This window comes from Zhouia spongiae (assembly GCF_022760175.1).
GTDB lineage: Bacteria > Bacteroidota > Bacteroidia > Flavobacteriales > Flavobacteriaceae > Zhouia > Zhouia spongiae.
This window is the reverse complement of sequence record NZ_CP094326.1, coordinates 1,086,624-1,105,423: the sequence shown is the minus strand read 5'-3', so window position 1 is coordinate 1,105,423 and position 18,800 is coordinate 1,086,624. Positions and strand designations below refer to the sequence as shown.

General features: G+C 39.3%; 19 protein-coding genes. 12 read left to right on the top strand and 7 right to left on the bottom strand.

Features of this window, described 5'->3' with window-relative positions; translation table 11 throughout:
- Positions 1 to 30: 30 nt before the first annotated feature.
- Genes MQE36_RS04865 through MQE36_RS04840 form a run of 6 tightly spaced genes read left to right on the top strand, consistent with a single transcriptional unit; the run spans position 31 to position 5,955 of the window.
- Entirely contained in the window at positions 31 to 1,488 is a 1,458-nt protein-coding gene (locus MQE36_RS04865) for a lipopolysaccharide biosynthesis protein (RefSeq protein WP_242938053.1), read from the top strand.
- Positions 1,485 to 1,919, top strand: coding sequence for a dUTP diphosphatase (dut, locus tag MQE36_RS04860; protein ID WP_242938052.1), 435 nt, complete (start codon positions 1,485 to 1,487; stop codon positions 1,917 to 1,919). Before MQE36_RS04865 ends, dut begins: the two co-directional genes overlap by 4 nt.
- 39 nt (positions 1,920 to 1,958) lie before the next feature.
- On the top strand, positions 1,959 to 2,966 hold the full coding sequence (locus tag MQE36_RS04855) for a sugar phosphate nucleotidyltransferase (RefSeq protein ID WP_242938051.1): 1,008 nt from the start codon (positions 1,959 to 1,961) through the stop codon (positions 2,964 to 2,966).
- A gap of 15 nt (positions 2,967 to 2,981) precedes the next feature.
- On the top strand, positions 2,982 to 3,902 hold the full coding sequence (locus MQE36_RS04850) for a tetratricopeptide repeat protein (protein ID WP_242938050.1): 921 nt from the start codon (positions 2,982 to 2,984) through the stop codon (positions 3,900 to 3,902).
- A gap of 6 nt (positions 3,903 to 3,908) precedes the next feature.
- Entirely contained in the window at positions 3,909 to 4,691 is a 783-nt protein-coding gene (gene lolB1, locus MQE36_RS04845) for a lipoprotein insertase outer membrane protein LolB1 (RefSeq protein ID WP_242938049.1), read from the top strand.
- A gap of 1 nt (position 4,692) precedes the next feature.
- Positions 4,693 to 5,955, top strand: coding sequence for a murein hydrolase activator EnvC family protein (locus MQE36_RS04840; RefSeq protein WP_242938048.1), 1,263 nt, complete (start codon positions 4,693 to 4,695; stop codon positions 5,953 to 5,955).
- A gap of 207 nt (positions 5,956 to 6,162) precedes the next feature.
- On the opposite strand, the gene MQE36_RS04835 is transcribed toward MQE36_RS04840, so the two are convergent.
- On the bottom strand, positions 6,163 to 6,678 hold the full coding sequence (locus MQE36_RS04835) for an acyl-CoA thioesterase (protein WP_242938047.1): 516 nt from the start codon (positions 6,676 to 6,678) through the stop codon (positions 6,163 to 6,165).
- A gap of 208 nt (positions 6,679 to 6,886) precedes the next feature.
- A complete protein-coding gene (locus tag MQE36_RS04830; RefSeq protein ID WP_242938046.1) occupies positions 6,887 to 7,822 on the bottom strand; it encodes an HU domain-containing protein in 936 nt (311 codons plus the stop codon).
- Positions 7,823 to 8,034: 212 nt separating this feature from the next.
- Here MQE36_RS04830 and dprA point away from each other — a divergent pair, with 212 nt between their 5' ends.
- From dprA to MQE36_RS04815, 3 genes are all read left to right on the top strand, one after another.
- On the top strand, positions 8,035 to 9,138 hold the full coding sequence (gene dprA, locus MQE36_RS04825) for a DNA-processing protein DprA (RefSeq protein ID WP_242938045.1): 1,104 nt from the start codon (positions 8,035 to 8,037) through the stop codon (positions 9,136 to 9,138).
- 82 nt (positions 9,139 to 9,220) lie between these two features.
- On the top strand, positions 9,221 to 11,584 hold the full coding sequence (locus tag MQE36_RS04820; RefSeq protein WP_242938044.1) for an alpha/beta fold hydrolase: 2,364 nt from the start codon (positions 9,221 to 9,223) through the stop codon (positions 11,582 to 11,584).
- Between the two features lie 58 nt (positions 11,585 to 11,642).
- On the top strand, positions 11,643 to 12,062 hold the full coding sequence (locus tag MQE36_RS04815) for a hypothetical protein (RefSeq protein ID WP_242938043.1): 420 nt from the start codon (positions 11,643 to 11,645) through the stop codon (positions 12,060 to 12,062).
- Between the two features lie 78 nt (positions 12,063 to 12,140).
- Here MQE36_RS04815 and trpS read toward each other — a convergent pair whose 3' ends face one another.
- A complete protein-coding gene (gene trpS, locus MQE36_RS04810) occupies positions 12,141 to 13,112 on the bottom strand; it encodes a tryptophan--tRNA ligase (protein WP_242938042.1) in 972 nt (323 codons plus the stop codon).
- Between the two features lie 76 nt (positions 13,113 to 13,188).
- Between trpS and MQE36_RS04805 the strand changes: the two genes are divergently transcribed.
- The 3 genes from MQE36_RS04805 to MQE36_RS04795 are packed head-to-tail and all read left to right on the top strand — an operon-like array spanning position 13,189 to position 15,089.
- Complete coding sequence (locus MQE36_RS04805) at positions 13,189 to 13,923, top strand: lysophospholipid acyltransferase family protein (RefSeq protein WP_242938041.1); 735 nt, start codon at positions 13,189 to 13,191, stop codon at positions 13,921 to 13,923.
- A gap of 42 nt (positions 13,924 to 13,965) precedes the next feature.
- A complete protein-coding gene (locus tag MQE36_RS04800; protein ID WP_242938040.1) occupies positions 13,966 to 14,481 on the top strand; it encodes a DUF3124 domain-containing protein in 516 nt (171 codons plus the stop codon).
- Positions 14,481 to 15,089, top strand: a complete 609-nt coding sequence (locus tag MQE36_RS04795; protein WP_242938039.1) for a MarC family protein — start codon at positions 14,481 to 14,483, stop codon at positions 15,087 to 15,089. The genes MQE36_RS04800 and MQE36_RS04795 overlap by 1 nt, the downstream gene beginning before the upstream one ends.
- Positions 15,090 to 15,179: 90 nt before the next feature.
- Here MQE36_RS04795 and MQE36_RS04790 read toward each other — a convergent pair whose 3' ends face one another.
- The 4 genes from MQE36_RS04790 to recA all read right to left on the bottom strand — a co-directional run bounded on the left by MQE36_RS04790 (position 15,180) and on the right by recA (position 18,730).
- Entirely contained in the window at positions 15,180 to 16,607 is a 1,428-nt protein-coding gene (locus MQE36_RS04790) for a PorT family protein (protein WP_242938038.1), read from the bottom strand.
- A 3-nt stretch (positions 16,608 to 16,610) separates the two neighbouring features.
- Positions 16,611 to 17,153 carry an RNA polymerase sigma factor gene (locus MQE36_RS04785; RefSeq protein WP_242938037.1) on the bottom strand — a complete coding sequence of 181 codons (543 nt, stop codon included), beginning with the start codon at positions 17,151 to 17,153 and terminating at the stop codon, positions 16,611 to 16,613.
- A gap of 27 nt (positions 17,154 to 17,180) precedes the next feature.
- Positions 17,181 to 17,618, bottom strand: a complete 438-nt coding sequence (locus MQE36_RS04780) for a hypothetical protein (protein ID WP_242938036.1) — start codon at positions 17,616 to 17,618, stop codon at positions 17,181 to 17,183.
- A 104-nt stretch (positions 17,619 to 17,722) separates the two neighbouring features.
- Entirely contained in the window at positions 17,723 to 18,730 is a 1,008-nt protein-coding gene (recA, locus tag MQE36_RS04775) for a recombinase RecA (protein WP_242938035.1), read from the bottom strand.
- Between the last annotated feature and the right edge of the window lie 70 nt (positions 18,731 to 18,800).

Below are 18,800 nucleotides of genomic sequence, written 5' to 3'. Positions count from 1 at the left end.
TTACTTTTAACCCAAATAAAAATTCATTAGTTGAGTGCACTTAAAAAGCTTTTTAAGCATACATTCATTTACGGGGTAGCTACCGTATTACCTCGTATTTTAAGCTTTATCCTGACGCCATTTTATATCGACCAGCTTCCATCTGAAGCTGAGTTTGGCAAATTTTCTGTAATATTTGCATACATTGTTTTTGGAAATGTGGTGTTGTCTTATGGAATGGAGACCGCTTTTTTCAGGTTTATGAATAAAGGTCAACGTAAATCCGATGTTCAATCAACTGCATTAACCTCTTTGGCAATTACTTCTGTTGTTTTTGGGGTGTTAGCGTTTACTTTTAGTCGCCATATAGCACAATGGCTTGAACTTAAATTAGATTACGTCCTTTTAGCTATAGGTATTTTGGTATTGGATGCATTAGTGGTAATCCCATTCGCATGGCTGAGAAACCAGGAGATGCCGCTTAAATATTCAGTTATAAAAATACTTAATGTTAGTATTAATTTCAGTATGAATTTAATTCTGTTTCTTGTAATCTCTCAAATCTCACTAGAAGAATCAGAATTTCCGGGAAGCTATATGTTTGAAGATAAAGTGAATTATATCTTTATTTCTAATCTGATAGCAAGCTTGGTAACTCTTTTAACGGTGTTGCCTCTATACAGGAAAATAGGCCTCAAGTTTAATATTGAAGTATGGAGACGTATGATGAAATATGCAATGCCTGTTTTAATAGCCGGGATAGCATTCTCAATAAATGAAGTGGCTGATAAAATAATATTAAATTATCTATTGCCACAAGACACGGCAAAAGAAATAGTCGGAATTTATGCTGCATGTTACAAAATGGGAGTTTTTATGACCCTGTTTATCACAGCGTTTAAATTGGGTGTTGAGCCGTTCTTCTTCAGTAATGCTGACAAAGATGATGCTAAAAAGACCTACGCCAGCATCTTATTGTATTTTACAATTTTCGGGTCATTTATTCTCTTGTCTGTAGTAGCTTACTCAGATTTGTTAAAGTATATATTAATGCCTAAGGCTGCTTACTGGGAAGCGCTTTGGGTCGTTCCGTTCATTTTACTGGCGAATCTCTGTTTAGGGATATATCACAACCTGTCTGTTTGGTATAAAATTACAGATAGAACAAGATATGGCGCTTATATATCGGTAGCAGGTGCTTGTATTACATTGGCTTTAAACTTTCTTTTAATAAATAAAATAGGATATAAAGCATCAGCTATTGCAACTTTATCTGCTTATGCTACCATGATGATGGTTTCTTATTACTACGGAAGGAAACATTATCCTATTCCATACAATCTTAAAAAGATAGGAGCATATCTGTTAACATCTATAATTATGGCTATATTGTCGTTTTATGTATTTGATAGAAACCTATACATCGGCACCCTGTTTGTTTTATTATTTTTGCTGATGATAATTCTCTTGGAAAAAAACGAACTCAAAAAAATATTGAAAAGATCATGACGATAAAGATTATTAACAAATCACAACACGCCTTACCGGAATACGAAACTGAGGCTTCAGCGGGAATGGACTTGAGGGCTAATCTTAAAGAGCCGGTTACATTGAAACCGTTAGAACGTACAATCGTAAAAACAGGTTTATTTATTGAATTGCCGGTAGGTTATGAAGCACAGGTTAGACCTCGAAGTGGCCTTGCAGCTAAAAAAGGAATTACCGTATTAAATGCCCCGGGAACTGTAGATGCTGACTATAGAGGGGAGATTGGAGTGATACTCGTAAACCTGTCTAACGAACCTTTTGTGATAGAGAATGGCGAGCGCGTGGCGCAATTGGTAGTCGCAAAGCATGAACGGGCACATTGGGAAGAAGTTGAAGTGCTGAATGAAACAACCAGGGGAGCAGGGGGCTTTGGAAGCACCGGAATTAAGTAAGACACATAATACTAACTGATTAATTAATACCACCTTATAATGAAAATTATAGTACCCATGGCGGGAAGAGGTTCTCGTTTACGACCACATACCTTAACAGTACCGAAACCTTTAATTCCTATAGCAGGCAAGCCGATTGTGCAACGTCTGGTTGAAGATATCGCCCAGGTTTTAAAACAGGACTTAGACGAAGTTGCATTTATTATTCATCGAAGTTTTGGAAAGGAAGTGGAAAAAGATCTTTTGGCAATTGCAGGGAAGTTAGATGCCAAAGGTACTATTTACTATCAGGATGAACCATTGGGAACAGGACATGCCATCATGTGTGCCAAGGATTCATTGTCCGGGCCATGTGTAATTGCTTATGCAGACACTTTGTTCAAGGCTGATTTTAACCTCGACGGATCGGCAGACAGTGTTATTTGGGTGAAACAGGTAGAAAACCCTGAGGCCTATGGGGTTGTTAGTTTAGATAACAATAATATTGTAGGTTTGGTGGAAAAACCACAAGAGTTTGTTTCTGATCTGGCAGTTATAGGAATCTATTATTTTAAGGATGCAGGGGTTTTAAGGAATGAACTTCAAAAAGTACTGGATGATAATATTATTCATGGGGGCGAATACCAGATCAACGACGGTATTAAAGCCATGATGGATAAAGGCATGAAGTTTGTACCAGGTAAGGTAGACGAATGGATGGATTGCGGAAATAAAAACGTTACTGTCGAAACGAATGGAAAAGTTTTGGGATTTGTACATAGCGATGGCGAAGAGTTAATAGCCAATAGTGTAAGCTTGCAAAATGCAAGCATAATTGAGCCTTGTTATATTGGTGAAAATGTTGTTCTTGTTAATGCCACCGTAGGACCAAACGTATCCTTGGGAGATGGGTGTGTAGTTGAGAACTCAACTATAAAAAATAGCCTCGTTCAAACAAATGCAAGTATAAAAAATGCTAACTTAGATAATGCTATGATAGGGAATCATGCCAGGTTTAATGGAGAGTTTACCGATGTCAGTATAGGCGATTACTCTGTATTGGAATAAAAAAACAGGTTGAACATGAAGCATTATCTCAAAATAGCGACCCTGTTTGCAGGAATATTTTTTCTGCAGCTAACAACTGCTCAGGAAGAGGTAAATGCCGATACAACGAATGAAATTGTTGAAGACGAGTTTCAGGAACATTTTTATGAGGCCATGAAACAAAGGGGGATTGAAAATTTTGACAGGGCGGTAACCCATCTGTTAAAGTGTAAGGAGATAGCCCCTGAAAATTTGGTGATTGACTTTGAGTTAGGGAAAAACTATACGGACCTTAAGCAGTACGAAAGAGCGGTATCCTATCTGGAGCCGATTGTTAATAGCAATCCGGATAACATATGGTATCTTGAAGCTTTGCTAAAAGTGTACGAGCGACAGCGAAATGCAGAAAAAGCTATTGAACTTGCTGTTAAATTAGCAGAAAAAAAACCTTACTTTAAGCAAAACCTGGCCTTTTTATATTCTCAAACCGGAAGATACAAGGAGGTACTGACCTTGATTGATGAACTTGAGGAGATGTATGGACAGAGTTATCTTCTGGATAGTCTTAGAGGACATCTGAATTCGGTATTGGAACAAAATGACACATCTGAAGACAGGCAAGAAGAAGGGGGGGTGGAAGCTCCTGGAGATATAGATCAGGCCATTATTGAAATGTACGGATTAATAAAGGTGGAGAGTTATGCTGATTTATTATCGATGGCAACGCAGACATTAGAAAATTATCCTTCCCATCCTGAGGCTTATTATTGTAAGGGAGTTGCTTTAAATGGCTTAAAAAGGCATGAGGAAGCAGTTGAGTATTTAGAAATGGGATTGAATTATATCATCGACGACATGAAACTTCAAAACAATATATACAAACAATTGGTGTTAGCATATAAGGCACTGGGTAATGTGAAGAAGGAAAATCAATATAAGAGCAAGCTTAACGGATAAAAATAAATGAAATTGAAGATAAAAAAATATATAGCCTTTCTGTTCCTTCCGGTGGCAATTACGATGCAGTCATGTGGCAGTAAAAAGGCTATGGTGTCTACAGACGCCATTGAAGGGCTGTCGGCAAGAACCATAATTAAAAACCACTATAAAAACGAGCTTGACTTTAACACTATAAGGGGCCGGATTAAAATAGGATTTGAAAATCAAGAAACCTCCATGTCGAACTCTGTTACATTGCGAATGGAAAAAGATAAAGCTATATGGTTGAGTGCAACATTAGGAGTGGTGAAGGTCTATATAACACCGGATAGGGTAAGTTTTTATAATAAGCTTGATAACACCTATTTTGATGGCGATTTCTCATATTTAAGTCAGTTGTTAGGTACGTCTCTGGATTTTCAAAAAGTTCAGAATATGTTGTTAGGACAGGCGCTGTTCGATTTAAAAAATGAAAAATATGATGCTGCTGTTGTTCAGAACAAGTATCAGCTCAAACCCAGACAAGATATAACCTTGTTCGAAAAATTATTCCTGATCGATCCGCTCAACTTTAAGATGGCAGTACAGCGTTTAACACAATCAGCTAATAACAGGATGTTGATGATTGCATACGATAAGTATGATCAGATTGGCGGGAGGCCTTTCCCCGGGCAGATTACTATATTGGCCAACGAGGGAAGCAATCAGACGAAAATAGACCTTGAGTATAAGAATATCGAGTTTAATCAAAAAGTTTCATTCCCATATAAAATCCCTAAAGGGTTTAAACAGCTTACCGTAAAATAATATGCCTACTAAACAGCGATCAAATTTAGTTTTAGTACTTCTAACAGCATTTTTTGTATGCTGTGGAGGATATGCTCAAACTCAAAAGCAAAAAGAATTGGAGGCTCAGAAAAAACGCTTGGAGCAACAGATCAAACAAATCAATTCGTTGCTTTCTGAACAGAGAAAAGAGAAAGCAAATGTGTTGGGTGAGGTGGAAAGCCTTGATCAAAAGATAAAAGTCAGGGAGCAACTCATTCGGGTAACAAATAGTCAGGCAAATCTTTTAAACAGACAGATCAATACCAACCTGGATAATATTTCCCGTTTAAGGAATGAGTTGGAGTCGTTAAAAGAAGACTATGCAGCCATGATCCAAAAATCATACAAAAGCAAGTCGCAAGAAAGCAGGTTGATGTTTTTATTGTCGTCAGATAATTTCTTTCAGGGATATAAACGATTCATGTATATGAAACAATATACCGATTACCGGAAAGAACAGGGAGAACAAATTCAGTCCAAGACAACAGAACTTCAAGAGTTAAATAAGAATTTGGTGGTGCAGAAAAAAGAGAAAGATAAGCTGGTGGCCCAAAACCGTGAAGAGCAGAAAAAACTTGAAGAGGAAAAAGCCGATCAGCAGGAGTTGATAGCAAGTATTAAAAAGAAAGAGAGCCAGTATGCTGCACAGATCCGTAAAAAACAAAAGGAGGCCGATGCGATTGATGCTCAAATAGAAAGGATCATTCGTGAGGCTATAGCCAGATCCAAGGCCAAAGCAGCTAAAAACAATACTGCAAAATCCACATCAAAGACAACGACAACCAAGGCTTCAAGTTTTGCATTAACCCCTGAGGCTAAACTGATAGGCAATAATTTTCAGGCTAATAAAGGGCGATTACCGTGGCCGGTAGAAAAAGGAATCGTTATAAGCAGGTTTGGCAAACAAAGACATCCGGTTGTAAAATCGGTTTATGTTAGCTACAAAGGAGTGCGTATTTCGACGGAAAAAGGAGCCAAAGCCAGAGCTATCTTCGATGGGAAGGTACTGGCGGTTCAAATAATTAAAGGAGGGAATAAATCTGTACTCGTACAGCATGGCGATTACATTTCCGTATATAATAACCTGGATCAGGTGTCTGTAAAAGAAGGGCAAAGTGTTAAGGGAAAACAAGAACTGGGGGTTATATTTACCAACAAAGCTACGAACGAAACCGTAATTAAATTTAATATATACGGAAACGATAAATTTGAAAACCCGTCAAACTGGATCAATAAAATGTAAAAGAGGCCGTCTAAAAAGGTGTTTTTAAACCGGATGCCAGGTTTTGAACCCTTCGGCTATATAGCTCAGGATAAACTAAAGTCGAAAACTGTTGATCGTCAATTGCTGTTGGTTCCCGATAACGATGCTGTGTATTTTCAATAAAAATATACTTTCATTTCAGCAATGCCCGAACTGACAACGCTTATCTCTTTTTAGACAGGCTCTTTAATTATCTGTAAACAGTGCCTTTAATTCGGTAGCATCATTTGGTTTCATTTTTCCTGCCAGTACCAGGCTTAATTGTTTTCTGCGGAGCGCAGCGTCAAAGCGTTGGTGTTCAAGTTCAGTTTCAGGTTTTAACGGAGGTACTGCAACGGGTCTTCCCGTTTCATCAACAGCAACAAAAGTATAAATAGCTTCGTTGGCCTTGGTTCGGCTGCCACTCTCCCTGTCCTCTATCCACACATCTATGTAGATTTCCATAGAGCTTTTAAAGGCCCTGGAAACGGCTGCTTCTACCGTAACGACACTTCCTAAAGGTACAGCCCGGTTAAAAGCAACGTGATTCACTGAAGCCGTAACGGTTATACGTCTGCTGTGTCTGCGCGCAGCAATACTTGCCGCCCGGTCCATTCTGGCTAGTAATTCCCCGCCGAAAAGATTGTTTAAGGGATTGGTTTCACTGGGTAAAACCAGATCAGTCATTGTGGTTCTCGATTCACTAGGCGTCTTTGCGTCCATGGCGTAATGTTTTTAACAAAGATAAGGGCTGTTTACTTAAGCGAAAAAAGAATTTGTGGCAACCCGTTAAAAATGAAGAATTCGTACGATTTGAATGGCAGAACCAATGAGAAAAGCAACGGGTAATTATAAATGCCGTAAAATTGGCAAGAAATTTAATAAAAAACCTTCGCAAGCACATGCGAAGGTTTTTCTCCTGTAGAAAAAATTATTCTGAGACCAACAGCCATGCTTCTGATGACTCTTTGGTTTTGATTTTTCTTAAAAAGTTCAATGCATCATCGACATCTGCAAAGCTGGCATAAGCTACCTGATGTAAACCGTATCTGTTTACGCCAATTTTTTCTGCTTTGTAGCCTTTGTCTTGTAATTGCACAATCCTTTTGTCTGCATTTTCTTCAACTCTGAATGCGCCTGCTACTATATGGTATTTTAACGGCTCTTTAACCAAATCGAGTGTAATCGAAGGCATTTCGATCGGAGTGGTATTAAAAAAAGTAGCCTCCTGTATGTTTTTTTGAACTTGCTCTTGAGCTTCCTGTGCTACGACCTGGTAGTTTTTAACCTGCTGATTGTTCATCAATTGGTACCCTATGGTCCCTGCAGATATTGCCAGTAAGAATAGAGCAGCATATTTCAGGTATGATCTTCGGGCTCTTCGTTCGGGAGTAAATAAAATCGGAGTTTGCGCTTCGAGTTCTTCTACTTCTTGTTTGAATATTTCTCTGGTGATGCTTGGAGTAACTAATGACGACAAGCCAAAGGATGAGGTAAGATAGTTAACCTCATTAACAGGGTCGAATATAAATTTCCCGTCTTCAGAAAAAGAGAGATCGCCTATGTTTTTGAGATTGATTTTTTCTTTGTTTTCAAGTGATTTTTTCCAGCGTATAACAACTTCCTCAAGCTGTTTGGCGGCTTCTTCATATGAAATATGTTCAACCTCCGAGACATATTTTGTTAATAACCCGTCATTAGATTTAAGCTGTGCATTAAATGACAGCAGCTTGGTAGGCGGATAGAAAGTATTTGTATGAGTATCTACTGCGGCAGGCTGGTTTTGTGTTAGGAAAGAACCAAAGCCAGGCACAGTAATACATTGGTACCTGTATAATAAATCGCTGATATATTTTTCTAATCTCATAAAACAAAGATTGTAAAAAAAGATTTACGGGGAAGATAGTTATCAAACATTTTATTAACAGTTTTCACAAGGGGTATATTTTACAGTTGTACGCCAATAAGTTATAAAAACATTTTTTTCACCTTTTAAAAAATCAAATGATCAGATGTTTTTGCTAACGGAGCTATTTCTTAAATATTTTATTTATTTTTAACGATGAAAATTCTTATATATTGAACGATGATTCTTTAATATATGTTCTGGCTTTGCAGCATTGTGCGGGGATAGGCGATATTACTGCCAAAAGACTTATTCAGCAATGTGGCAGTGCCGAAGCTGTTTTTAAAGACAGGCCCGGTCATTTATTAAAGCTGGGAGGCATAAGAAAAAATGCCCTCGATGAATTGAAAGATTTAAAGCACATGGCCGCTGCCGAGAAAGAACTTCAATTCATTAAAAAAGAACACATCGATTGTCATTATTATTCAGACGCTACTTATCCCCAGAAATTAAAACATTGTATGGATGCTCCGATCCTATTGTTTTCATCAGGGGCGATAAAGATAAAACAGCAACGGGTAATCAGTATCGTAGGAACACGGCAGATGACCATGTATGGAAAGGTCTTTTGCGAGAAATTGATCGAAGACCTGGCTGTGCTTAATCCAACAATAGTAAGCGGATTTGCGTATGGGGTCGATATTTGTGCTCAGAAGGCAGCAATCAGGCATGGTCTTCAAACCATTGGATGCCTGGCACACGGACTCAATCAGGTGTATCCGAAAACCCATAAAAGATATGTGCCGCAGGTAGAACAAAATGGCGGCTTTTATACTGATTTCTGGAGCACAAGCAAGCCTGAACGGAACAACTTTCTGAAACGAAACCGTGTTATAGCAGGTGTATCCGAAGCAACGATCGTCATCGAATCGGCTGAAAGAGGCGGTAGCCTGGTAACGGCCGATATTGCCCAGTCATACAATCGTGAGGTATTTGCCGTGCCGGGCAGAACTACAGACAAATACAGTGTTGGTTGCAATAACCTGATCAAACAACAAAAAGCCCATGTGTTGACATCAGCGGCCGATTTAATTTATATCCTCAACTGGGATATAGAACAAAGGCCCGAACCTGTGGTGCAGAAACAACTCTTTGTAGAGCTCGATGATACGGAAAAACACATCTATAAATATCTCGAAGAAAATGGAAAACAACTGCTGGATGTTATCGCCCTGAATTGTGATTTGCCGGTTCATGTGTTATCTTCAACGCTGCTTGGAATGGAAATGAAAGGGGTTGTCCGTCCTTTGCCGGGAAAGCTGTTTGAAGCAGTTTAACGTTTATTGGATTTCGGGGTTAAAGTAAAATCTTTTAAATTGGCAGACCAAAACGTTATTTCAAACCTATTTAGAATTTAATATGAAACGTCTTTTTTTCCTCCTTTTTGTTTTTGTATCTGCTGCTTGTTTCGGACAAGATAAAAACCAATCTCAACTCTCCATAGATCGAATAATGAAAGGAGAAGATTTTGTAGGGTACCTCCCTACAGGGATACGATGGTCTGATGACAGCAAGAATATTTTTTTTAGCTGGAACCCTGACAACGATACCATCCGTTCTGCTTACGGGGTTAATGTAAGGTCAAAAGCGATCAGAAAACTTTCTTTTAAAGACCTAAAGCAAAGATCAAATGCCGGGGTTTATTCAAAAGATTCCAAATGGAAGGTCTATGAAAAAGGAGGAGACCTGTTCTTGATGGATTTAGCGACATATTCACCTAAACGTGTAACAAATACCCTGTCTGTAGAATCGAATCCTCGGTTTTCAGGAGATCAAAGATCAATTGTATATCAGAAAGACAATAATCTTTTTACATGGGATATAAAAACAGGAGCTGTTGTCCAGCTTACCGATTTCAAGAGCGGAAACGGGAAAAAAGAACCCGGTTTGAATGAACAGGATCAATGGCTGGAAGATGATCAATTAGTACATTTCGAAATTCTTCAGAAACGAAAAGATGAAGCTGCTGCTACAGAGTACAGAAGGGAACAAATGGCATTTGAACGGCCTGAGACTGTTTATATCGGGGATAAAAGATTGAGGATCGGAGGAATTTCACCCGACCTGAATTATGTCGTTTATCATCTGTACACTTATCCGAAAGATAAAAGAACGATTGTACCCAGTTATGTAACACAGAACGGTTATACTACGGACCTGTATTCCAGAAGCAAAGTGGGGAGTCCGCAACCGACCTCAGAGACCTGGATATTAAACCTCGAATCGGGCGATAGTTACCAAATTAAAACTGACGGTATAGATGGTGTTTTTGATAAGCCTACATTTCTGAAGGAATACGCTGAAGAACCATCTGTATATAAAGACGTTTATGAAGAGCCCAGAAATGTATCTGTAGGGTCACCGGTGTTCTCTGAAGACGGAAAAGCTGTTGTAAACGTAACTTCTGCAGATTATAAAGATCGGTGGATTATGCTTCTGGATCTTACCAATGGTGATTTAAAACAAATCGACAGGCAGCATGATGATGCCTGGATCGGCGGTCCCGGTGTCGGATGGTTTTCAAGGCCGGAAATAGGATGGTTGGATGATCAGAATATATGGTTCCAGTCGGAAAAAACCGGTTATTCACATTTGTATCTGGCAAATGTCAATACAGGTAGAATAAAAGCCTTGACAAAAGGGGAGTTTGAAATCCTTGACGTGAACTTATCCGGAGATAAAAAAACTTTTTATATAACAAGCAATAAGGTAAGTCCTCATGAGCATCATTTTTATCACCTTTCGGTGAAAGGGGGCAAATTGATACAGATCACGTCTTTAAAAGGAGGACATGAAGTAACCGTCTCTCCTGATGAAAAACAGCTGGCAGTACGTTATTCATATACAAATAAACCGTGGGAGTTGTATGTAATGCCTAATAAGGCAGGGGCTTCAATGGTTCAGCTGACAAATTCTACTACCGATGATTTTAAAGCTTATGACTGGATGGATTCCGAGATCATTCATTTTACGGCCAGAGATGGGGTTAAAGTACCGGCTACATTATATAAACCTGAGGCTCACAAGAAAAATGGAGCGGCCGTTGTTTTTGTGCACGGAGCCGGCTATACACAAAATGTGCATTATTGGTGGCCATCATATTATCGCGAGTATATGTTCCACAACTTCCTTGCAGACAACGGCTATACTGTTTTGGCTATCGATTACAGGGCAAGTGAAGGGTATGGGCGCGATTGGCGTACAGCCATATATCGTCATATGGGAGGCAAGGATCTGGAAGACCAGCTTGATGGTGCTAAATATTTAATAGAAGAGCAGGATATAGATAAAGATCGCCTGGGTATTTATGGAGGCTCTTACGGAGGTTTTATGACACTCATGGCCATGTTTACTGCTGCTGATACTTTTAAAAGTGGAGCCGCCTTACGTTCGGTAACAGACTGGGCGCATTATAACCATGGCTATACAGCCAATATCTTAAACACTCCGGTAGATGACCCTGAAGCATACAAGCGAAGTTCTCCTATTTATTTTGCCGAAGGGCTAAAAGGAAATTTGCTGATGCTGCATGGCATGATAGACCGCAACGTACAATTTCAAGACGTGGTAAGGTTATCTCAGCGATTGATTGAGCTGAAAAAGGAAAATTGGGATCTGGCTGTGTTTCCGATGGAAGATCATGGGTTTATAGAGGCCTCAAGCTGGTCTGATGAGTACCGCCGGATCTATAAACTGTTTGAGGAGACCTTGATCGCTGAATAAACTTTTTACTATTTTTACATTTGATGCTTTAAAGCAATTATTCTAAACCCCAAAAATTATGAAAAGAATTTTAACACTGCTAATTTGTAGTATGGTAATGTTCGCTTGTTCTTCTGACGATAACAGCGAATCCTGGGCCGTAGAAAATGTAGATATTACATTTAATGTCATTTCTTCTGACAACAGCAGAGTGTCTGATATCAGTTGCTCGATAGAAGGGAAGGGCATCTCTGCGGGAGACCAGTCGTATAGCAATGAACATTTGCCTTATTCTAAAGCTTATATAGATCAGAATATAGCATCTGAAACAGTAATGACATTGAATTTTACGGATGATACCAGTGCGGATGGATCCGTTTTTGAACCTTATAGCGTTACATTGTATATCGCTTTAGATGGTGAGCAAGTAACGGAAAAACAAGTTACAATTGAAGAAGAAGGAACGGCTGAAAGCTTAACTTATACTGTAAACTTCTAAAAATAATACTTGACTAGTCCTAAAAAAGCCTGCTTAAACATTTAAGCAGGCTTTTTTGTATAATATATGTGTTCTGGTTTAGTATCCGAGGGTTTCACGAACTCTTTCAAGTGTTTTATCAGCTACTTTAGCTGCTTTTTCGGCGCCGATGGCCAGAGCTTCGTCAATTTCGGAGGTGTTTTCCATGTAGTAGTTAAATTTCTCCCTGGCATCAGCAAACCTTTCTACGATCAATTCAAACAAAGCTTGTTTTGCATGACCATAACCGTAGTTTCCTCCCAGATAGAGAGCTCTCATTTGTTCGACCTGTTCAGATGATCCTAATATTTTGTATAATGCAAATACATTACAGGTATCAGGGTTTTTAGGTTCTTCAAGCGGTGTGCTGTCTGTTTCAATTGCCATAACCTGCTTTCGTAACTTTTTGTCAGGCAGGAAGATATTGATGAGGTTTCCTCTGGATTTACTCATTTTATGACCATCAGTACCGGGTATATACATCGATTCTTCGCGGACTTTCCCTTCCGGCAGTACAAAAATTTCTTTTCCCATCTTGTTGTGAAGCCGGGAAGCCACATCACGGGTGATTTCCAGGTGTTGCAACTGATCTTTTCCTACCGGAACAATATCAGCATCGTATAATAGGATGTCCGCAGCCATTAGCATCGGATACGTAAATAATCCGGCATTTACATCTTCAAGCCTGTCTGCCTTGTCTTTAAACGAGTGTGCAAGTGTTAACCGCTGAAAAGGGAAAAAACAGCTCAGGTACCAGGTAAGCTCTGCCGTTTGAGGAACATCACTCTGACGATAAAAAACAACCCTGTCGATATCTAGCCCGCATGCTAACCAGGTAGCAGCCACGGCATATGTGTTGTTACGTAATGTTTCGGCATCTTTGATTTGCGTAAGCGAATGCATATTCGCTATAAAGAGAAATGAATCATTTTCTTTTTGCTGAGCCATTTCGATAGCCGGCAAAATTGCTCCCAATATATTCCCCAAATGCGGGGTGCCGGTACTTTGAATTCCTGTTAGTATTCTCGCCATCTTTTAAATTTTCAACGAAGCACAAAGGTAAAGGGTTTGTGCTAAACAACCTGACAAATTGTGTATTTTTGGGTTCATGATTATACTGCTAAGAAAATTTCTGGTCATATTATGGCGCATATGGTTTTATGTGCTGGTTGCTGTTCCGATTGTTATTATGTTTCCTGTACTGCTGGTACTATCTTCGTCAGATAAGTTATACCCGCAGTTTTTCTGGGTGGCCAGAAATATATGGGCGAATATCATCCTGTATGGAATGGGGTTCATACCCCGGATCGATCGTTTGCAAAAAATGGAAAAGGGAAAGAGTTATATGTTAACTGCAAACCATACGAGTATGACGGATATAATGCTTATGTTAAAAGCATCTCCGAATCCTTTTGTGTTTGTAGGGAAGAAAGAATTGGTGAAAATCCCTGTTTTTGGCTTTTTTTACAAAAGGGTATGTATCATGGTAGATAGAAATAGTGCCGGGAGCAGGTCGGCAGTTTACAAAAGAGCTCAAAAAAGATTACATCAAGGATTAAGTATTTGTATTTTTCCGGAAGGAGGGGTGCCGGACGAGGATGTTTTGCTGGACAATTTTAAAGACGGGGCCTTTAGACTGGCAATACAACATCAGATTCCGATCGTGCCAATAGTGTTTTATGACAATAAGAAGCGATTCCCATATGAGTTCTTTAAAGGAAGTATGGGAAGCATGCGTGTTAAAAAGTTGGGTTTTATCGAAACAGACGGGTTGACTGCAGCAGATAAGAATGCTGTAAAGAAAAAGTGTTGGGATGTTATTCATCAAGAGCTGGCCGGATAAATGGCCTAATTTTATATCTTTATTGTTCAAGTATCATAATTTATGAAATATAGTTTGTTTATTATAAGCGTTCTTTTTGTTTTGACGGCATGTAATGAAGAACGTCCTATAAGTTCTGTGAGTTCAGAAAACTGGGAAAAGCGGAGTGTACGGTTGAGTGACAAAGACAGTCTTCTAACAGGGGTAACATATTTGCCGGTCTATTCTGAGATCTATAGTTTTTCTGAATCCCAGACTACTTTTTTGACTGTAACCGTCAGTATGAGAAATATAAATACCGATGATGTCGTGTATATTACCCGGGCAGATTACTTCGATACCCATGGTAAACGTATTAGATCGTATTTTGAAAAACCTATTTCCCTGAAGCCTTTAGAAACTGTAGAGATCATCATAGATGAAGCCGATAACCTTGGAGGGGTCGGAGGTAATTTTATTTTTGAATGGGCTACTGAAAATATAAGGGTGAATGATCCCTTTTTTGAAGCGGTGATGATATCTACAAAAGGGCAGCAGGGTTTGTCTTTTACTACAAACGGAATTAAACTGAAAAATTGATGCCTGATATTTTAAAAACAATATTCTTTCTGATAGCGGTAATAGACCCGTTGGGTTCTGTGCCTGTTTATTTAGAGGCTACCAAGCAATTTAGCGTGAGGGAAAAGAAGAAAACAGCCGTAAAAGGAACTGTTATTGCCGCAGGAGTGCTTTTGTTCTTTATCATAGTAGGGCAGGTTATCATGGAGGCAATGACCATTTCGTTAGATGCCTTTCAGGTTTCCGGGGGAGTTATCTTGTTTCTTTTTGCGTTGACTATGATTTTTGGCGAGGGGAAGCCGGAAAGGGAAAAGCACTCCATAAAAGACTATAAACATGTAATTGTGTTCCCCATTGCCATACCTTCTATAGCATCACCCGGTGCTATTATGGCGGTGGTAATGATGACGGATAACAACCTGTATTCGATAGAGCAGCAGGCAATGACTTCAGTATTGGTAATGGTTGTTCTGGCTATTACCTGTTTGTTGCTTTTAGCGGCCCGGTTTGTTCAGGAACGGATCGGAGAATACGGAATAACCGTTATCAGTAAAGTGATGGGATTGATCCTGGCTTCATTTGCAGCCCAAAGCATGCTGTCCGGATTAAAAGGTTTTTTTAATTTGTAGTCGTCCCGGTAAAAGTAAAAAACGCCCCAACCACGAGGCGTTTTTTGCGGCATACCATTGCTTGAAAAGCAATGAATAAAACCTAACCAACTAAAACCTAAAACTAAAACCTGTATAAACACCTAGTGTGTAAGGCTTAAAGCCGTTATTTCCACTAGAAAATGTATTCAATTGATATTTGAACATAGGTTCCATATTAATCAGGAACCTGTTCGAAAATTTATAATCAAAACCTATGCCAAAATTGGTGCTGAAATTAGTGCTGTTAAGATTGACTGCTTCTCCCATTTTGGTTCTTAATCCATCTGTACCTTCAAGGGATATGTTGTTGTCGGTTAAAAATAAAGAGCTTACCCCTCCTATCAGGTTTACACCCAGTTTTTTATCCAACACCCTGTATTTTAATTCCAAAGGAACTTCGATGTAACCAAATTGCTGATTCATGGATCCGTCGTAAACGGCATTGGTTTTTAAAGGCGTTTCCAGAGCCGTGGAAATCATACTTTTATTAAGATCGTTACTAACATTGAGTCTTGTCGATTCATTGGCAAAAGCAATGTTTGTGATAACTTCTGCATTAAAACTGGCCGGAGAAAACTCAACATTGTTAGTATTGTAGCCCATGTCTACCTTATTGAGGCCCGACCGGATAGATAACTTATCATTGATCTGATAAGCTATATTTAGTCCGTAACTCATGTTAATATTCCCCGATTTGTTGTTGCCGTCAAATTGAGAATGTATCGGGGAGTTGCCGGAAAACGAATTGTAATATACAGGAGCTATTGTTGGATTCAAGCTCCATTTGTTTTTTCGACCTTGATTGGCAACTACTTCTTTTTCTTTTTCAATAGCATCAAAAATTGACATTTTCCCATCATTGGTATCATTTACGGCAACAACTTCTTTTTGTTCCTCTGGTTTGTTTAAAGGGTTCTTTAACGTTTTGGAATCTTCTTTATTTATGTTCCTCCCTGTTTTTTTATTCTGGAGCACATCGTTTGACTGTGTTTGGGTTGCGGCTATACCCTCTTTTGTATTGTTGGTGATGTGGTTCTCTTTGTCCTGACGTATGGCATAGGCTTCTTCCTGTTCCTTTTTATAAGGTTTAGAGATAGAAGAATTTGTTGTATTGCTGTCATGAACAGGGGTGCGGGCCTCTGTTTTGTCGGCCGGGTTAACGTTATCTATCAAGCTGTCGTTATTTGTATTTACGATAGCACCTTCGGTGTTTTCGGAACCGTTTACAAAGGAATCGGAAGCTTTGTTCTCGGTATCAGTCACCTCAACAGGGTTCGCAGAAGAATCTGTTTGTCTGACAGTGTAGCCTATTGTAATTAAGAGAGCCAGGCCGGCAGCGATACCACCAAGTTTCCACCAAAAAGGAATCACCTTCCGGTCTTTTTTCTTGTTGTCCAGCTGAGCTTCAATGTCTTTCCACAGATCTTTCGAAGGCGAAGCCTCAAAGTCTTTAAACTTTTCCTGAAACAGTCGATCTATATTTCTTTTATTGCTCATTCTTTATATTGAATTCACCTTTTTTTTTAAATGGTCCTGTTCTATTCTCTCTTTAAGGTTGGCACGTGCCCTGGCTAAATTCGACTTAGAGGTACCCTCGGTTATATTCAGCATCCCGGCAATTTCCTTATGAGAATAACCGTCGAGTACATACAAGTTAAACGTAATGCGGTAACGATCCGGAAGTTCCTGGATAATAGCCAGTAAATAATCAAGGCTAATATCGTTGTCTTCAATCTCTACCGTGCCGTCTTCTTCTGCTACCTCACTTACAATATCGAAAACACCTTCACTTCTGTACTTCTGTAACGAGGTGTTAATGGTTATTCGTTTTAGCCAGCCTTCAAAAGAACCTTTGAAACTGTATTGATCTATTTTGTTAAAAATAGTGACAAAGCTATCCTGCAAATTGTCTTGGGCCTGAGCTTCATTACGCGAATATTTAAGGCACAATGAATATAGCTTATTGCAAAACAATCTGTAAAGTTCTTCCTGTGCCTTCCGGTCACTTTGTTTACATCGGTCTATGAGTTCTTCTAAACTCAAGTATTGAGGTGTTAATTATATTATTATTTAAAGTTCTGCCGTGGAGTCTTCCTCAACAGGAACTTCCACTATAATATACTCGTCTTCTTCGGTTTCATCATTTATTCCTGTCCAAAACCTAAACGTATAGGTTCCTTTGTACCTGACTTCAAACGGCAATACCGTTGTCTCATAAGAAACCTGTTCGGTACAGGATCTGTCGTCGTAAACCGAAGCAACAGCCGTTATAGTTCTTTCCAGATTTCCGCTGTGTACGTAATCGTACGTTAGAAATTGATAGCATGACGATGGTTTTTCATAAGTGATTTTGAATTCATATTTTTCACCATAGACAAAACTTTCCGGCAGGTCAATTTCAGTAATTGACATAGCTTCAAAGTGAAAGTTCGATTCATCATCATCCAGTGAACACGAAGTTAAAACCAAAGACGTTAATGCAACAACCAAAAATTTAATCTTTTTCATCTTTTTAATAAAACTGCTTTTTGATAAATGTTTTTTCTTTTAAGATGAAGGGGAGGGAAAAAGGTTGCGTTAGGGTATAAAAAAATCCCGAAGTGATCGGGACTTTAATTTTGAAGGGCTTTTAAAGCTTCTCGTATTTTTTCTTCCAGTTCTTCCATTAGTTCCGGATTGTCTTGTAGCAGGGTCTTTACTGCGTCTCTGCCCTGACCTAGTTTTGTGTCTCCGTAACTAAACCAAGAGCCACTCTTTTTAACGATCTCATATTCAACTCCCATGTCGAGAATTTCGCCAACTCTCGAAATTCCTTCCCCGAACATAATGTCGAATTCGGCAGATCTAAATGGCGGAGCCACCTTGTTTTTAACTACTTTCACACGTGTTTTATGTCCTGCCGCATCGCCATCGGCACTTTTTATTTGCGTAGAACGCCTGATATCTAATCGAACTGAGGCGTAGAACTTCAGTGCGTTACCCCCGGTGGTGGTTTCCGGATTTCCAAACATGACCCCTATTTTTTCACGCAGCTGATTAATAAAGATTACGGTACATTTGGTTTTGCTGATCGTTGAAGTGAGTTTTCTGAGAGCCTGAGACATTAACCTGGCGTGTAGTCCCATTTTAGAGTCTCCCATTTCCCCTTCTATTTCGCTTTTTGGTGTCAATGCTGCAACCGAATCGATAATTACAATATCGATGGCTCCCGAGCGAATCAGGTTATCGGCAATTTCCAGGGCCTGCTCACCATGATCGGGTTGAGATATGATAAGGTTATCAATATCTACTCCCAGCTTTTCGGCATAAAACCTGTCGAATGCATGTTCAGCATCAATGAAAGCGGCAATTCCACCAGCTTTTTGTGCCTCTGCAATGGCGTGTAGTGTCAAGGTTGTTTTACCGGAAGATTCCGGACCAAATATCTCGATAACCCTTCCTCTGGGATAACCGCCGACCCCTAATGCAATATCTAGCGCCAATGATCCTGTTGGGATGGCTTCTACCTCTTCAACAGCACTATCTCCTAACTTCATTACAGCACCCTTCCCATATGCCTTATCCAGCTTGTCTAACGTAAGCTTGAGCGCTTTTAATTTTGCTTCTTTATCTGAACCCATGATTGTGTTTTTCTGTGAATTAATGAATCGTGCTAAAATACTATTTTCTTTTTATACCGATGAATATTTA

Bases quoted from the DNA above. Each gene is read 5' to 3' on its own strand.
- MQE36_RS04795 (WP_242938039.1), top strand. From the start codon at position 14,481: ATGCCTGATATTTTAAAAACAATATTCTTTCTGATAGCGGTAATAGAC.
- MQE36_RS04805 (WP_242938041.1), top strand. From the start codon at position 13,189: ATGATTATACTGCTAAGAAAATTTCTGGTCATATTATGGCGCATATGG.
- MQE36_RS04835 (WP_242938047.1), bottom strand. From the start codon at position 6,678: ATGGACGCAAAGACGCCTAGTGAATCGAGAACCACAATGACTGATCTG.
- MQE36_RS04790 (WP_242938038.1), bottom strand. From the start codon at position 16,607: ATGAGCAATAAAAGAAATATAGATCGACTGTTTCAGGAAAAGTTTAAA.
- MQE36_RS04780 (WP_242938036.1), bottom strand. From the start codon at position 17,618: ATGAAAAAGATTAAATTTTTGGTTGTTGCATTAACGTCTTTGGTTTTA.
- MQE36_RS04800 (WP_242938040.1), top strand. From the start codon at position 13,966: ATGAAATATAGTTTGTTTATTATAAGCGTTCTTTTTGTTTTGACGGCA.
- recA (WP_242938035.1), bottom strand. From the start codon at position 18,730: ATGGGTTCAGATAAAGAAGCAAAATTAAAAGCGCTCAAGCTTACGTTA.
- trpS (WP_242938042.1), bottom strand. From the start codon at position 13,112: ATGGCGAGAATACTAACAGGAATTCAAAGTACCGGCACCCCGCATTTG.
- dut (WP_242938052.1), top strand. From the start codon at position 1,485: ATGACGATAAAGATTATTAACAAATCACAACACGCCTTACCGGAATAC.
- MQE36_RS04840 (WP_242938048.1), top strand. From the start codon at position 4,693: ATGCCTACTAAACAGCGATCAAATTTAGTTTTAGTACTTCTAACAGCA.
- MQE36_RS04820 (WP_242938044.1), top strand. From the start codon at position 9,221: ATGAAACGTCTTTTTTTCCTCCTTTTTGTTTTTGTATCTGCTGCTTGT.
- lolB1 (WP_242938049.1), top strand. From the start codon at position 3,909: ATGAAATTGAAGATAAAAAAATATATAGCCTTTCTGTTCCTTCCGGTG.
- MQE36_RS04855 (WP_242938051.1), top strand. From the start codon at position 1,959: ATGAAAATTATAGTACCCATGGCGGGAAGAGGTTCTCGTTTACGACCA.
- MQE36_RS04850 (WP_242938050.1), top strand. From the start codon at position 2,982: ATGAAGCATTATCTCAAAATAGCGACCCTGTTTGCAGGAATATTTTTT.
- MQE36_RS04815 (WP_242938043.1), top strand. From the start codon at position 11,643: ATGAAAAGAATTTTAACACTGCTAATTTGTAGTATGGTAATGTTCGCT.
- MQE36_RS04830 (WP_242938046.1), bottom strand. From the start codon at position 7,822: ATGAGATTAGAAAAATATATCAGCGATTTATTATACAGGTACCAATGT.